14 protein-coding genes are annotated in these 15,524 nt (G+C 67.5%); 2 read left to right on the top strand and 12 right to left on the bottom strand.

Translation table 11 applies throughout. The features are described from left to right. Window positions 1-72: 72 nt before the first annotated feature. On the bottom strand, window positions 73-1,932 hold the full coding sequence (locus JY500_RS06445; RefSeq protein WP_206255590.1) for a tetratricopeptide repeat protein: 1,860 nt from the start codon (window positions 1,930-1,932) through the stop codon (window positions 73-75). A gap of 87 nt (window positions 1,933-2,019) precedes the next feature. Further along, complete coding sequence (locus JY500_RS06440; protein WP_206255588.1) at window positions 2,020-2,778, bottom strand: SDR family NAD(P)-dependent oxidoreductase; 759 nt, start codon at window positions 2,776-2,778, stop codon at window positions 2,020-2,022. Between the two features lie 134 nt (window positions 2,779-2,912). Here JY500_RS06440 and JY500_RS06435 point away from each other — a divergent pair, with 134 nt between their 5' ends. Continuing rightward, window positions 2,913-3,824, top strand: a complete 912-nt coding sequence (locus JY500_RS06435) for a LysR family transcriptional regulator (protein WP_206255586.1) — start codon at window positions 2,913-2,915, stop codon at window positions 3,822-3,824. 69 nt (window positions 3,825-3,893) lie between these two features. Here the strand turns inward: JY500_RS06435 and JY500_RS06430 are convergent, their stop codons facing one another. The 10 genes from JY500_RS06430 to JY500_RS06385 form a co-directional block, all read right to left on the bottom strand. Continuing rightward, complete coding sequence (locus JY500_RS06430) at window positions 3,894-7,499, bottom strand: CHAT domain-containing tetratricopeptide repeat protein (protein ID WP_206255584.1); 3,606 nt, start codon at window positions 7,497-7,499, stop codon at window positions 3,894-3,896. Beyond that, complete coding sequence (locus JY500_RS06425; RefSeq protein WP_206255582.1) at window positions 7,496-8,233, bottom strand: OmpA family protein; 738 nt, start codon at window positions 8,231-8,233, stop codon at window positions 7,496-7,498. Before JY500_RS06425 ends, JY500_RS06430 begins: the two co-directional genes overlap by 4 nt. A gap of 14 nt (window positions 8,234-8,247) precedes the next feature. Then, window positions 8,248-8,574, bottom strand: coding sequence for a hypothetical protein (locus tag JY500_RS06420; protein WP_206255581.1), 327 nt, complete (start codon window positions 8,572-8,574; stop codon window positions 8,248-8,250). A 48-nt stretch (window positions 8,575-8,622) separates the two neighbouring features. Beyond that, window positions 8,623-9,525: a hypothetical protein gene (locus tag JY500_RS06415; RefSeq protein WP_206255579.1), complete on the bottom strand. Its 903-nt coding sequence runs from the start codon at window positions 9,523-9,525 to the stop codon at window positions 8,623-8,625. Between the two features lie 23 nt (window positions 9,526-9,548). Continuing rightward, window positions 9,549-9,878, bottom strand: a complete 330-nt coding sequence (locus JY500_RS06410) for a hypothetical protein (RefSeq protein WP_206255577.1) — start codon at window positions 9,876-9,878, stop codon at window positions 9,549-9,551. 14 nt (window positions 9,879-9,892) lie between these two features. Continuing rightward, window positions 9,893-10,534, bottom strand: a complete 642-nt coding sequence (locus JY500_RS06405) for a hypothetical protein (protein WP_206255576.1) — start codon at window positions 10,532-10,534, stop codon at window positions 9,893-9,895. Between the two features lie 51 nt (window positions 10,535-10,585). After that, window positions 10,586-11,155, bottom strand: a complete 570-nt coding sequence (locus JY500_RS06400; RefSeq protein WP_206255575.1) for a hypothetical protein — start codon at window positions 11,153-11,155, stop codon at window positions 10,586-10,588. After that, on the bottom strand, window positions 11,155-11,751 hold the full coding sequence (locus JY500_RS06395) for an RNA polymerase sigma factor (RefSeq protein ID WP_206255574.1): 597 nt from the start codon (window positions 11,749-11,751) through the stop codon (window positions 11,155-11,157). Before JY500_RS06395 ends, JY500_RS06400 begins: the two co-directional genes overlap by 1 nt. Window positions 11,752-11,781: 30 nt before the next feature. Beyond that, window positions 11,782-13,938 (bottom strand): caspase family protein, encoded by a 2,157-nt coding sequence (locus tag JY500_RS06390; RefSeq protein WP_206255572.1) that lies wholly within the window; start codon window positions 13,936-13,938, stop codon window positions 11,782-11,784. A gap of 119 nt (window positions 13,939-14,057) precedes the next feature. Further along, window positions 14,058-14,741, bottom strand: a complete 684-nt coding sequence (locus tag JY500_RS06385; RefSeq protein WP_172203996.1) for a PPC domain-containing protein — start codon at window positions 14,739-14,741, stop codon at window positions 14,058-14,060. Window positions 14,742-15,146: 405 nt separating this feature from the next. On the opposite strand from JY500_RS06385, the gene JY500_RS06380 reads away from it, so the two are divergent. Then, a complete protein-coding gene (locus JY500_RS06380; protein ID WP_206255570.1) occupies window positions 15,147-15,497 on the top strand; it encodes a DUF2845 domain-containing protein in 351 nt (116 codons plus the stop codon). Window positions 15,498-15,524 lie beyond the last annotated feature (27 nt).

Raw genomic sequence — 15,524 nt, 5'->3', positions numbered from 1 at the left:
AATTTAACGGGTCACGAATCTGCAGCCGTTTTCTCCGCGCGGCTACGCCTGCGGCGGACCCGACCTACCGGGCTACTCTCCCCTCACCACGCGCAACAGCACTGCAATGCAGACAATGAAACCGACGCCGGGGATCAGCGCGAGCACGGCGAGGAAGGCACGTTTGGCTTCATCCCAGGCAAGGTCCGCGGTGCTACGCCAGACCCCCCAGGCGCCGATAAGGCTCACCAAGAGTACAAGCACCTTGAGGCCACCGCGTCCCACTGATGGTGCGAGCGTCAACAGCACGGCAAGGCTAAGCGCGCCGATCACAAGCGCGACATGGCCACCGTGCAAGGCGCGGCGGGGCGCATCGTCGGGCTCATCCTCAAGCTCCGATTCGGTTTGTGCCGCCGACACGGGCATCGACCTGGACGTCGTCCGCGACGTAACGACCGGCGCTGGCGCAGGGGTGCGCGCGGCAAGGCGTGCTTTGAGCAGCGCGGGGAGTTGCTTGATGTCGGCGCCCAGCTCGCGCGCCAGCGCCAGCACCTCGGCGGATTCGTCCGGCGTGGGGGTGAGCACCGGGAGCACGCCCGGATGTTCCGCGCAGACCTTGGCGGCGCGGGTGCGCGCGAGTTGCATCACCGCCTTGGCGGCAATGTCGTCGCGCGGCGTGCCAACTTCGTCGTAAAGGCGCACCGCAAGCCAGAACAGTGCGCGCGGGCTGCCCAGCGCGGCTGCACGCATCAACAGTTCCGGCACGCGGGCCTGGTACCGCAGGCTGGTCGGGTCGCTACGCTTCTCGATCCTGTCTGCGCCGGGCGGGCGGCGCACGCTCTTTTCGTAGAGGAACTGGGCGAGGAAGTTGAGGCCATCGACGTCATCCGCAGCGGCAGCCGACTCCAGCGAAGCGATGCCGCGCTCCATGTCGATCGGAAAACCGCGCCAGCCGCGCAGCAAGCCTTCGCCGAGCAGCGCCTGCGCCAGACTTTGCCCCTGCGCGGCGGATCGTTCGAGCCACAGCAGCGCAAGCTTGCCCGAGCCCGGCACAGCCGCTTCCGTAGCATGGAGGAAATCGATCGCCAGCTTGCATTGCGCCTGCGCGCTGCCCGCCTCGGCCCGTGCCACCAGCGCGGGGTCGATGCCCATCGCGGTCGCGGCGGCTGCGGTGGCGGCATCGGGCGGTGTGCTCGGCGCAGCGCCACCGCCCCCCGCCGCAGGGGCCGGCGCGCGCTGCAGTTCGGCGTCGACATAGGCCAGCACATCGGCCGCCGCGCGCAGGCCGGCGAGCAGGCGCGCCCGTTCTGCCTCGAGGGCCGGCGGCACCTTTTTCAGGCACCACTCGACGCGCCGATCCTTGGTCGCATCGACACCGCTGAACTGGGCCAGCGCAGCCCCCAGCGCGGGGTTTGCCGGCGCCATGCGGCCCTGCGTCACCATCAGCCCACACACCACCCACGCCTCGGCTTCTTTGCGCGGCGCGAGGCGACGACACTCGCCCCACGCGGCCGGCCAATCCTTGCGTGAAACCGCGTCGTCCAGCCTCGCGGTGCGTGAATGGGCTCCGAAGGCCAGCACCTCGCCGTTGGCGAGATACACAGCGCCGTTCTGGCCATCCATCACATGCAAACCGAGGTTGTTGGCCTGCACCACCAGGTGATTGAAGCCCACTTCGAAGCTGTCGTCGCGCGCCCACAGGCCGATGTTGTAGTAGCGGTCGTTATCCGGGCGCTGCTCGAGGATCTCCAGCCCGTGGTCGTACATGTCGCCGTCACCGTCTTCGGTGTTCGGAAAGCGGGCATCCAGCGCGCGCGCCAGCGCCAGGAAGCGTGGTTCGGGCTGCGTGCCCGGTGTGTCCTGCACTGCATCGAGCTGGGCTTGCGCCTGCATCACATCGGTAGGCAGGGGCAGATTCTCGGGCTGAGCCCAGACAGTCAGCGTAAAGCTCATGGCATGGGGGTCGGGTGTTGAGCAGCGCGCATGGTAGCGGAGCCGCCCGGCACCCAAACACGCCACGCGCGCCGAAACTTGATCTCGCTACAGGAACATGCCGCCCGAGGCTTCGATGCGCTGGGCGTTGACCCAGCGGGCGTCGTCCGAGAACAGCGCAGCGACGAGGTCGCCAATGTCGTCGGGCTGGCCGACGCGGCCGAGCGCGGTTTGCGAGGCGACGAAGGCGTTGAGCTGGGCGTTGTCGCGCACCGCACCCCCGCCAAAGTCCGTTTCGATCGCGCCGGGGGCAAGCACGTTCACCGCGATGCCGCGCGGGCCGAGTTCCTTTGCCAGGTAGCGCGTCAGCACCTCGACGGCACCCTTCATCGCCGCGTAGGCGGCGTAGCCCGGCAGTGCGAAGCGTGCGAGGCCGCTCGATACATTGAGAATGCGCCCGCCGTCGGCGATCAGCGGCAGCATGGCTTGCGTGAGGAAGAACACGCCCTTGAGGTGGATGGCCATCATCTGGTCGAACTGCGCTTCGGTGGTTTCTGCGAAGCCTGCGTGGACGCCAGCCCCGGCGTTGTTGAACAGGTAGTCGAAGCGATCGCGCTGCCACCGCGTTTGCAGCTGACTCCGGATTTCGGCGGCGAAGGCGGCGAACGATGTGCTGTCAGCCACATCCAGCCGCAGCGCCACCGCGCGCGCGCCGAGGGCCTCGATCTCGGCGACGGCGGCGTCAGCCTCGGTCTGCTGGTTGCGGTAGGTGAGGATGATGTCGACGCCACGGGCGGCGAGCTTGAGCGCGGCATTGCGGCCAAGGCCACGGCTGCCACCGGTGATGAGTGCGATCTTGCGGGTCATGTTGAATCTCCTGGACGTCGGTACTCGCCGAAGCACGGCGCGATGGGTGAGATCCTATTGATCCATACGTCAGCGATAAATCCGGCATTAATGATTAGACTGTTCGAATCTCGCGAACAATAAAGGTGACGCCGGTGGATCAACTCGATGCATTGCGGATCTTCCTGCGGGTGGCCGACATGGCGAGCTTCACGCAGGCAGCGCAAAGCCTGGGCTTGCCCAAAGCAAGCATTTCGATGGCCGTGCAGAGGCTTGAAACGCAGCTCGGCACACGGCTGCTCCATCGCACCACACGCCGGGTGCAGATGACGCCCGACGGGCAGACCTTCTACGACCGCAGCAAGGATCTGCTGGCCGATATCGAAGAGCTGCAAGGCATGTTCAAACAGGGCGCACTGCAACTGCAGGGCCGACTGCGGGTGGACATGCCGCTGGGTGTTGCGCGCGCGATCGTGATTCCGCAGTTGCCCGCCTTCATGCAAACGCACCCGGGCCTGCAGATCGAGCTGAGCAGCACCGACCGGCGCATCGACCTCGTGCGCGAGGGCTTCGACTGTGTGCTTCGCGTCGGGCCGCTCGGCGATTCAAGCTTGGTGGCGCGGCCACTCGGCCGCTACCGCATGATCAACTGCGCAAGCCCCGCATACTTCGCGGCGTTCGGCATGCCACAGACGCTCGATGACCTCTCACGGCATCGGCTGATCCACTACGCCTCGGCACTCGGTGGCAACCCCCCGGGCTTTGAATACACGGCCTCCGGGCAGGATGACACCGCGCAGTTCGTCGCGATGGCCGGTGCGCTGACGGTGAACAACTCGGATGCCTACCAGGCCGCGTGCCTCGCCGGCCTTGGCCTGATCCAGGTGCCGGAACCGGGCATCAAACCCTTGCTGGCCAGCGGCGCGCTGGTCGAAGTGTTGCCTCAATTCCGCGCGGCACCGATGCCGGTTTCGATTTTGTACGGCAACCGCCGCAACGTGTCTCGCCGCCTGCAGGTGTTCATGAACTGGCTGGGCGAGATCATGCAGCCGCATCTGCAAGGCTGACCGGCACCTCGCGCACAAGGCCCGGCGGCGACTTCGCGACATCCGCACGCCGGATACGCGCTGAAGCGGTCAGGGCTGCGCCGGCCGCAGCACACATTCCATCAGCGTGTTGTTCTGGCCAGACCAGCCGGCGAAGCCCCCCATGTGCCCCTCGCCACCGCGGATGAACTCGAGGTCGGACCAGCTGACAAACAAGGCACCCCGCTCCGCGTCGCTCGGGTCGCTCCAGGCGAGGCGCAGATAGTGCGCACGGCAGCGTTGGCAGCCACTCACTCGCCGTAAGCTGAGCCGGCGCTCGCGCGCGTCGGGGCCGGTGTAGTGCGCAACGCCCCCGGCGGCGATGCTGATACGGTGGGCGCCGTCTGCGCCACGCCAGTCGCAATCGACCGCGCTGTAGCGGGCGTCGAGCCACGGCGTACCCGGCGTTGGCGGCTCGCCCCCAACCGGCTCATCGGCGCGGAACGGGCCGAAGTGGCTGAGCTGTTCGGTATGCCAAGCCTCGGCACGCACCGCCCATCTGCCCGCGTTGTCGCGTTGCATGTCGGGCGGCAGGCGCTTGCGGATCGCCGCGAGCAGCGCCTCGCAGCCAGCACCGTGGCAATCGAGCGTCTGCCACCCCGCCGAATCGGCGGCCGATTCGCTCAGCACCGCATCGGGCGCTCGCCAACTGGCGGCGTCGTATGCCGCCAGCGCACGCGTGGGCACCATCAGCATTGCGCACAGCGCTACCGCGCGCAGCAAGGCTGCGCCGCTTGGTCGTGAGCTCACAGCCAGTCTCCACTCAATACGAAAGGTGCCCAGAAGTACGGATGTGCCCATGGACGCGCAGCGTCGCCCGGCGCGGCCTTGGTCGACGCGGCCCCCCGCGACGGTGGCGCCGCGCGCGGTGTCATCCGCCGACGCTTTCGCGCCGCCGCGCAGCAGGCTCAGTTGCGCGCTGCGAAGTGCGGCAGCACGGCCCCCGGCATGGCCAGCGTAGAACTGCTGCATCAGCGCGGCGGTGCTTGCATCAGCCACAGGCCACAGGCTCGCGAGCACGCTGCGCGCGCCCTGCCGGCGCACCGCCGCGGCAAGGCCCTCGACCTCGGCGCCATTCTCGTTGGTGCCGCCACCGCTTGCGGTGTTGCAGGCAGATAGTGTGAGCAGTTGCAGGCTCAGGTAATCCATCGCCGCGAGTTCGCGCAGGCTGATCGTCTGCCCGTCGCCCAGCAACAGCACCGAGTTGTTCGAATCCCCCGGGCGGAAGGCGAAGTGGCTGGCGATGTGCACCACGTTGTAGCGGCCGGACAGCGCATCTTCCAGGCCGTCGCGGTCGAACTCGGCATCGAGCTTGATCTGACCCGGCAGGGTGCCATCTGGATTCTTGGCATCACGAACGATGCGCGCCAACTCGCTTGGTACCGCCGGCAGGGGCTTGAAGCCGGCCGCGCCACGTGCGGCGCCGAGCCCTGCCACCTGCCAGTCGGTAACCGGCCCGCTCGCTGGCACGCCGCCGGCCTGCAGCCAGTGCACCAGACCGAAGCGTTCAATCAGGAACTGCTTGCCGTCGTGCAGGGCGGCAAACGGCAGGTAGCGCAGCGATTCGGTGAGCGCCAGCACCAGCGTGGTCGCCTTGGCCTGCGCCAGTTCGGCCGCCACCGGGGCGATCAATACCTGATGCAGCGCCTGCGCGGCCGGCAGCACATCGGCACGCGCTTCAATGGCTTGCCGCAGTGCGGCGATACGCCGATTGAGCTCGACCCGGCTGATCGCCACCTCGCGCCCGAAACTGCCGCGCCCGGTGGCCAGCACGATCGCCAGCCGCTGCTCGCCCACGATGTACGACAACCCCACCGCACCCGGATCGCGCCGCACCAAGGTCTGCAGATCGCTGCCGCGGTGCAGGATCTCGGCGCGCTCAGCCGCCGCCGGTGCGAGTTTGAGCCCATTGACCCACTGCTCGAATTCGACCTGCCACTGCACTTGCCGCAGCTTCAAGGCCTGCAGTCGAACCAGCTCCGTGTCGCCCAGTTTCTCACCGGCGCGCTGGCGCCGTTGCAGGGCCGCCAGCTCGGTGGCCTCGGACACGCCACTCGCCACGAGGGCATCGCCCTGTTGCGCCGCCGCTCTCTCCGCGCCAACGAAATCCGCCTGGGTGCGCTGCACATCCGAGCGCTGCACCAGATCGGCGAGCTCGACCTCCTTGAGCATCGTGAGCACCTGCTCGGCTTCGGCAAGGCGCCCGAGGTCAACCAACCAGCCCGCCAGTTCGCGATAGGCGCCGCCATGCTCCTGCATCAGGCTGCGCTGTAGCGCGGGGTCCAGCGTGCGCGACTGGCCACGGATGCGCTGCATCGCGTTGATCGCCTGCTTGCCGATGAACACCGCCTGCTCGGGGCGGCCCGCCGCGTGGTAGCGCGCGGCAAGCAGCACGCCGGTTTGGAATTCCACCTGCGGCACGCCAGCGGCGCGCGCGATGGCGAACGCGCGCTGGGCCAGCGACAGCGCTTCGGCCACTTCACCCCGTGCGGCAAGCACGCTCGCGAGCCGCGCCATCGTGTCCGCCGTGCGGGCATGGCCCGCGCCAAGCGCCTGCTCGCGAATTGCGAGGGCTTCGCGGTAGTGCTGTTCGACGCCCTTGCCATCACCCTGCAACTGCAACAGCCAGCCAAGGTTGTGCAAGGTGTCGGCGATGTCGGCATGGCCAGCCGGCAAGGCGGCACGGCGGATCGCCAGCGCCTGCACATACCAGGGCTTCGCCGCTTCAAGCTGGCCGGTGCGGCGCAGGATGTCGCCAATGCTGCTCTGTGCACTGGCGATGAACGGGTGGCCGGCGGGCAACACCCGCTCGCGCATCGCCAGCGCATCACGGTAGTGCTTCAGCGCGAGCGCGTTCTGGCCCAGGTTCTCGTAGGCGTAGGCCAGCTTGCTGAGGCTGTTGGCGGTATCGGCGTGGTCGGGCGGCAATACCTTGCTGCGGATCTCGTAGGCGCGCTGATAGGTCGGCAGCGCACGATCAAAATCGCCCAGCACCCGATAGAGGTCACCGAGGTTCGACAGGTCGGTCGCCACATCCGCATGCGTGGGGCCGTGCAGCTTCTCGTCGATCGCCAGGGCGCGCTTCAGATGCAGCGCGGCATCGTCGTGCCGGCCCAGTGTCTGCTCGACCAGGCCCAGCCCGCTGAGCGCCGCGCTCAGTGCGGACTGGTCGGCGCCCGGCGCGGTTTCAAGGATACGGATCGCGTCGCCATAGGCCTTCAGCGCCGCCTCGTACTCGCCGACGCGGTACTGCAGCACGGCGCGGTTGCCGGCGATCGTGCCGGCGAGGGCCGCGTCTGGCCCTGCCTGTAACAGCCCGACGGCACGCTGGTAGAAGGCATCGGCCTCGGCGTAGCGCCCCAGCTTCTCGCTCGCCACCGCGGCGTCGTTCAGCAGCAGCGCCTGCGTTCGGGCGTCGCGATCGGCAGCACCGTCAAGCAAGGTCGTCGCGCGCTGCAACGCCTCGTCGTAACAACCCTTGTCGTAAAGCGCGAGCACACCGCTACGGCCGGCCGCCGCGCTGGCTGCCTCTTTCGTGCATTCGAGCTTGGCGCCCGATGCCGTGCCGCAGGCCAGCGCACTCAGCACACCGAACACCGCGGCCACCTGCCGCCAGGGTGCACGAGGCGAAAAGCGCTTTCCGGCGCCGCGCTTCATCGGGTGCCGAATTCCAGCAGGTGGATCACCGTGACCACTGATGAGCCGGGGTTGTCGCACTGCGCATCCGCTGGCGTCGCGCTCGCTTCCGCGTCGCAAGCCGCGGGCGGTGTCCAGGTACGCACCGGCGATGCGATCGTTTCGATCTGCTCGGTCGCCACCCCTGCAACCAGAAAGTCGCGCACCAGATCGGCGCGGTGCCCAGCCACGGCGAGCCGATACTCGTCAGTGCCGGGCTCGTTGGCATGCCCTTCGATCCGGATCGGCCCGACGAGCCGGCGGCTTTGAGCAAGCTTCGCCACCTGCATCAGCGCTTGCCGCGCGTCGTCGTTCAGCTGGTTGGCATCCGCCGCGAAAGGCGTGTCGAGGGTAAGTGTGAGTTCACGCGGCGTTTCATCCGGATGGGCGACGTTGGCTTGCGCGGCTGCTTCAGCTTTCTGCTTCGCGGCGATCTCGGCGGCGCGGCGCGCACTATCCGGCTTACCGCTGCTCTTCGCCGCTTCTGCACGCGACACCGCTGCGCGCAGTTCGCTTTCGGCCTGGAGCTTGCGCGCTTCGGTACGCAACGCCGCTTCGCGCGCTGCACGTTCGGTCTGCGCCTTGCGCGCTTCACGTTCGGTCTGCGCCTTGCGCGTTTCAACATCCGGGTTATCGGCCGCATGCGCAGCCACCACACCAAAGCCGGCCGCAAGGCTTAACAGCCGCAGGCTCTGCCTCAATCGAACGATGTTCATCCACGCCACCCGATTCAATTGCTTTCGCCGCCCACCGCGGGCGACGCTGCCGCGCCCTGCCCCGCAGCGTTCGTCAGCCGGCAATGCCCCAGTTCCAGACCCTTCAGCGGCGCCAGCGCGGCGCCGAGCCCCGACAGTGACTGTAACGAATCCAGCCGCAGCACGCGCAGGCCCAAGGGCTTGTTCGGCAAGTGCAGTACCAGGGCTTGCCTGCGGTGCGCCGAACGCACGTGCGCCTTGTCTGCCGTGTTTTCCGGCGCGGCGGCGGACGCTTCCGCCGCGCACTGCCCCGCCACGATCATCGCCGTCAGGCTCGCAAACCTCACGCTGCGCTGAACCATTACACGCATCTGACACCTCGCCTCCAGCCGAAAGGGCTGCAACCCACACTAGGACGCCGCCAGCGCACGATCATCAGGCTCGCGCGACGCAAGCCCAGCGACCGCAAGCAGGATCAGTGGCCATTCCAGCCACGCATGCATGCCGGCTGCGACGGCGTAGAGGCCGCGCGCGGCCGGGTAATCGACGATGAAGTAGGCCAGCAAGAGGATGCTCGCGGCCAACGCGAGCGGGCGCAGCGGCATGCCGCGCCAGGTGCTGCCGATCGCGCGAGGCATCAGATGGATCACGGAAAGGTAGTGAAGGCACTGCGCCCACACCAGCGCCGGCAGCAGCGCATCGACCCATTGCGGCGCGTGCTGCTGAATCCAGCCGAACTCTGCCGGCCGCGTCGCCCCGCTTGCCGATGGCGCGCCGGCGAACGCCAGCACGACAAAGAGCAGGATTGGCGCGCTGAACAATGCGAGTAGCACGCCGCGCGCGGGCCAGGCACCGATACATGCCGACGGCGGCGCAAGACCGACCGGGGTGAAGTTATGCGCAATCGCCAACACCGCCAGCACGCCGAACACCTGCGGCGTATCGGCCACCGCCACCAGCGCCACCGGCAGGCTGAGCGCCGCGACCACGAACACCACGCGATGCCCGGCCGGCAGCCGGCGCGCCACGCCCAGCGTTGCCAGCAGCGCGAGCGCCAGCGTTGCCGCATCGCAAGCGGCCGCCGTTGGCGCATCAATCCGCCCCAACCACAGCGCAAGGCGTGATGCCGCTTGCAGCAGCAGCGCCGCCAGCAAACCGCACCACACGAACCGCGGTACCCGATCGCGCCAGAGGCGCCAGACCCAGGCCATCTCCCACAGCACATGCGGCAGGCCGAACACCGCCAGAGCGGCCAGATAGAGCGTGGCCGGTTGCCACACCGCGAGCAGGCCGGAGACAGCTGCCAACGGCATCCAAAGTTGATGGATGGACGTTCTCACAGCAGCGCTGCCCCCAGCACAGCCGACGCCGCATTGGCCGCTACCGACACCGCCGCCGCGATGCGCAGCGGCAAACTCGTAAGGCCCCAAAGCATCAGGGCTTCCGCCAAGGTGACCAGCACTTCGACCAGCCACCACCCGACAAGGTAGTCGTGCGCGCCAAAGTTACCGATCACGCGCCAGGCGAGCGGGTGTGTCACACAGCTTGGCAGCAGCGCCGCAGCAACGCGCCAACCCGGCCCGCGCGGCGCACGCGCCGAGGCCGCGAGGACGATCGGCGCCTCGATCAGCAGCGTGATGCCCAAGGCCGCAAGCTGTGCCGGCACTGTGCGAACCGCGCTTACTGGAACAATTTGCGCCAGGCGCTTACTGGCTTCAAGGTTGCCGCGGGGGCCGGATGCTCCGGCTCGCAGCTCACGACCGGGCGAGTCAGTGTGCGACGGCCCTGAAAGTAGGTGCCCTTGGTATCGAGCTGACGACGGCACACGCCGTCGAACCGCTGAACACGGTCGCCAAGCGACACTTCGGCTACACAGCGTTGCCCCGCCTCCACGCCCTTGCAGAAGCGATCGCTCAGCACCGGCGGTTCGGTGCAGGCCCAGCCTTGCGAGCGTACGGTCTGCGCGACCGAGTCCGAGCGTGCTGCCAGCGCACACACGTCGGCGTCTGCCTGCCAGGGGCCGTCGGGGATCGCTCGCTCAATGCGTGGTGCAGGCTTCACGACACAGTGCAGGTCGATCTGGTAATCGCGGCGATTCAGGTCGCGCTCGCAGATACCCGGCCCGCCGCCTTCGAACGCGTTGCCGTCAACCTGACAGGCGCCATCCACGCGCTTGCCCTCGCACCACTGGTCCGTGCGGTCGAAGGCGCCGGGGTTGTTGCGAAACCGTTCCGCCGCATCGGCCGCCTGCGGCGGCAACACATCGGCACAGGCAAGCACATGCCACGCGAGGAGGAGCAGGCAGGGCAGGATTCGTTTCATCGGAAGATCTCCAGATCTGAGTTCGCCGGTGGCGCCGCGCACGCAGACCACTCAGGGTTTGAACTCGACGCGAACACGGCCGGGTTTCACGGCCAGACCGATCGCCTTGAAATGCGCTGCCAGCGCCGGCTTAACCGGATCGGCAAGTTCAGTATCCACGGTGTAGACCTGCGCCGCTGCATAGATATCAGCCTGTATGCCTTCAGCCCGCAGTGCGGCGACAAGCTTTTCGGCGCTCGCGCGCGGCTTGGGCGTTTTGACTTCGAACTGCGCGTAGGCACCGCGCCAGATCGGAGGCTCGGCGTAGGCCACCACCTCGGTCGCTGGCGGGGTGGCTTGGCGCAGCACCGCAAGGGAGACGGCGGCAGCTGCCAGCGTGGCGGCAAGCGCTAGCCCCCAGGCCGGCAGGCGACGACGTTTGAGAAGGCCTTCGCGGCGCAGACGGAACAAGAGTTGCTCGGTGGCGTGCTCGTCATCCGCAGCGGGCGGCGCCGCATCGAGCCTTGCCTCGTTGAGAATGGCGCGCCGCAGGGCCTGCGACTCGCTTCGCTCGCCACGCGCTGCTTCACGCCCAGCCAGCTCGGCGAGCCAGCGGTCGAGATCGTCTGGGGGCTGGGCCATCAGTCCTCCTCCACGATCAGTGCTCGACACGGCTCAAGGAATTCGCGCAGGCGCTTGCGGCATTGCGAGAGGTACTCGCGCGTTGCCGCCTCGGTGCGTTCGAGAAAGTTCGCGACATCGCGCACGCTCCAGCCATCCAGCGCCGCGCGGCGCAGCGCCTCGGCCCGCTCCGGATGCGCGCGGCCGAAGGCGGCGAAGCCGCTGTTCACACAATCGTCCAACGCGGCCTTCGCATCGCCTTCCGTGCTGCATGCGGTCTCGTCGGCCACGCGTTGCCAGCCGGCATCGTCCAGGTGTTCTTCGCGGCGCGGTGCGCGCGACGCATCGGTCGCGAGGTTACGCGCGATCTGGTAGATCCAGCTTGAGACCGCAGCCTCGCCACGGAAACCCTCGGCATGACGCACCACACGCACGAACGTCTCCTGAAGCAGATCCTCTGCCAGATCCTGCTGCGCGCCGTGGCGGATCAGAAAGGCCAAAAGCGGGCGCCGGTACTCGCGGAACAGCGCGGCGACGGCGCGCTCGCCATCGCGCCCGCCCGCGGCAATGGCGCTCAGCCAGGCACGGTCCCGCGCGTTGCGTTCAGCGGTGTCCATCGCCACCCTTTGATGTGCCAGCCCGCGCACTCACTTCTGAATCGTCCAGTTGAAGACCTGCATCGAGGTGCGATCACCCGGCGTTTTCGGTGCACCGACACCCCGCGTGGTGTAGTCGGCAAAGCCTGCGTCGCGGAAGGCGGTAACGTCATCGTCCTCGACGCCGCGCGTTCGGTCCAACTGCTCGATCGGCGACTGTGCCAGGAAGGAAAAATCCGCCCGCTCGCCCAGGTTGCGCGCCTGCACGGCGATCGTCACCAGGCGCTCCAGCCCCGTCGTGTCGTCATTGATGTCGATCTCGAAACTGTAGCTGGCTTTCGCTTCGAGTCGGTTGCTGGCGCCGCCGTACGGGAACAGCGCGCTGACCCCATAGCTGGCGTCGAGGTACAGCACCGTCACATCGAGCGGCATCTGCCCTTCATTGAGCAAGGACACTTCCACCTTGTCACCCGCATGCAGCACCGGGCTGCGCTCGGCACTCAGGGGCAGAACCTTGCCCGCCCGCGTAATCTGCTTCATCGACACGGCCAGCTTGCCGCCGCCGTTGCGTTCGGTGAGCTGGCTGGCGATACGCATCAGGTTGGTTGCACGGGCGACACCGTGCAGCGCCGTCGCGAGCGTTTCACGCAGCGCGTCGCCCCCCTGCTCCGGCTTCCAGGCCAGCGTAAGCGAACCGCTGCGCAATTCGGCCTCGCAACGCTGACGCTCGGCCGCGGCCTTGCGTGCCTTGCAGCTGACGCCCTGCAAGGCCGGCGGCACCAGCATCACGCGGTCGCGGAACGCCACGATCGCCACGTCGCCGGCATCCGGCGCCTTGAGCCATTCGATCTGCGCACCGGCGATACCGCTCTTCTGCAGGGCGACAATCGGCGCCAGCGCGGGGCAATTGCCCTCACAGGCGTTGGTATCAACCACCACGCGCAACTGATACTGGCCTGCCACCCGCAGCAGGCGTGCATGCGCGGCCGCCGGGATCTCCTTCGGATCGAGCACCGGCTTGCCGTTCTGTGCGACAAACGTCAGCGCGGATGACGACAGCGCGACGTTGTGCGCCTCGGCATAACCAATCGCGGACTCCGTCTTGTCGAGCGGGTTCGCGACGATGGCGAAGAGTGAGCCTTCGGTAATGCGCGACAGCGCACCGGCCGGTATCGCGGGCGTCGCGGTGCGGTCCAGCTTCCATTGCTGAATCGGTACCGCGTCCTGCCCAAGCACCGGGGCGTCGAGCTGGGTGCCGGAAAACAGCGGCGTCACGCGCGTCTGATTCATGCCGCCGTACTGGCTCAGCACATACTGCGCGAGTTGGCGGTATGTCATCACGGCGCCGGATTCGAGCGCCTGCATCAGCGTGAAGCCGAACAGGCCGAAGGGTTTGCGATCGGGATGCCCGAGCGGCAGGCGCATCTCGGGTGCAAGTTCCGTGGTCTGTGCGGCGTAGAAGAACACGCCGCCGCCCTGCCCTTTCGCACTCGCGAATGGGTCTGGCGCGGCTGCGTCGCTCTTGCCACGCGAGTGCACGGCGTCGGCTTCGGCGCGATCCATCGCCTTGCCCGGCACGCCGAGCGCCTGCGGCGAAATGTGCCGATAGCGGATCTCTGCGCTGTCGTCTGCACCACGCACGAGTGTTGCGCTATGGCACGAATCGAAGACCCCCCAGACGAAGGCGCCCTTGTCGATGATGCGATCGACCGCGCGGCGGATCTCGAAATCCACCAGCGCGTTCTGTACCTTGCCGCCATCGTCCGACTCATCCCACTTGCCGATGTCGCGCGGCAGGAAGATCTCGAACAGGCCGTCCGGTTCTTCGCGCCCTTCGGGCGTGTTGCGATCCGCAGGCTCCTGGCTGCCGTGGCCCGAGAAGTACAGCAACACATAGTCGCCCTTGGCGGACTGCGTGGCGAGGCTGTCGAGCCCCGCAAGGATCGCTGCGCGCGTCGGCAAGCCACTGGCCCCCGCGACACCATCCGCCAGCAAGGTGATGTTGCGTGGTGCAAAGCCACGCTGCTGCAGGATGTCGCGCAGGCGCTGCACATCGTTGCGCGGCCCTTCGAGCTGGTAGTTCTTCGCCAGCGAGGGATACTCGGACACGCCCACGATCAGCGCGCGCATTTCGCGCGCCTGGGCGGGCATCAAGGGAATCAGCAGTGCCAGTACGACACCGAATGCGGACTTGGCGATTCGCCCCACGAGCGACCTCCGGCGAGTTCATGGAACACGGGCGCCGACCACCCCCCGGCCGGCGCCCGTGCTGACAGCCACCGCGTCCGGTGCTGCCGAACGGCAACACCCAGGCGCGGTGCTGATGATCAATTGGTGATCATCACATACTCGTTGGCGATGCCGCGGTTGCGCACGCGGATCGTGAACGTGCCGGTCCAGCGCGGCGTCCAGCCGCAGACCATGTCGTCGGAGTTATCGTCGTCCTTGCAGACCAGGTTACCGTTCTCGTCGTAGACGTAGAGGTCGAGGTCCGAGTCACCGTCACCGCTGACCAGCACGCGCGCCGGCTCTTCGCCATTGAAGGTCACGTCGAACGAGTCCACCTCACCGCCGCCCACGACCGTATGTATGCGGCCAGGCCCGCGGTCGCGACCGCGCGCCCCGGCCTTCGCCACATCGTCCGCCAGCGCGATGACATCCGGGCGACCTTCCGCCAACGCCTTGGCGCGGGCCAGGATCGCGTCCGGCGCATAGATATCGGGCTTGCCCTTGTCCGCCGCCGGCTTGCCGCCCGTGCGCTTGACCGTCGCGTCGCGCAGGCCCGCTTCCTTGAGCATCTTTGCCGCAGTGATCAGCGCCAGGGGATCGCCACTGGCGTCGCCATAGCGCGTCAGCGCATGCGCCGTTGCGACACGATCGACCGCCGCCGACGCCGGCGTCGCCGCCGCATGCTTGGTATCAACGTTCGGCTTCTTCGTCGCCGCCGCAGAGGCGGACACAGCAAATGCAGCCGCCATCGCGGCGATCAACAGCTTGCGGGTCAGGGACATTTATCGAGGCTCCTGTTCGCACGGCAAAGCGTGCTCGGGTTCAGGCGCAAATCGCCAAATTTGTATTTTTCGTTCAATTTAACAACAGGGCATCCAACCCTGTCATCAGAATCGCCGACAAGGCAAGCACATATCGGCCGGAGCGTCAGGCCCCTTGAGCGGAGCGCGACAAGACTGGCGACCATTGCCTACGACGAATCAAAGCTCGCCTCATCAGGCCGCCGTTCGCCGAACCCCAGACAGAAATGTGTTGCGTAACGTCGCCACTCCACGTGTCGACGTCATCGTGGACGGCGTGATGCGCGTTGCCTGGTCAGCCACCACTGTTTTCAGCCACCTGCCGGCATCGCCCGAGGGCCGGCATCGCGCCAGCCCCCCACGCAGCCATTCAAGAAGGATCAGACCTTGCCCGCTCCGCACCTGCTTCAGCTCTGCCTCGCCAGCGTCCTCGTCGCCGCGAGCCTTCCGGTCGGCGCGGAAGCTTTGCGTTGCGGCAACAACCTGGTCAGCCCAGGCGACACGAAGACGACCGTCATCCAGAAATGCGGCGAACCCGCCCGCAAGGACTACCTGTGCAAGCGAAAGCGAAGCTACACGCGGCTTGCCGACGGCGTCGAAACCGAGCCGGTACTCGTCACCGTATGCGACCAAGTGGAGGACTGGACCTACGACGCCGGACCCGGCACCTTCCTGACAGTGCTCCGCTTTGAGCAGAACGAGCTGAAATCGGTGCTCTACGGCGACCGAAGCAACTGAAACCCACTCGACGCGCCGCCGCCCGCA

Source organism: Niveibacterium microcysteis (assembly GCF_017161445.1).
GTDB lineage: Bacteria > Pseudomonadota > Gammaproteobacteria > Burkholderiales > Rhodocyclaceae > Niveibacterium > Niveibacterium microcysteis.
This window is presented reverse-complemented; position numbering and strand designations above follow the sequence as displayed.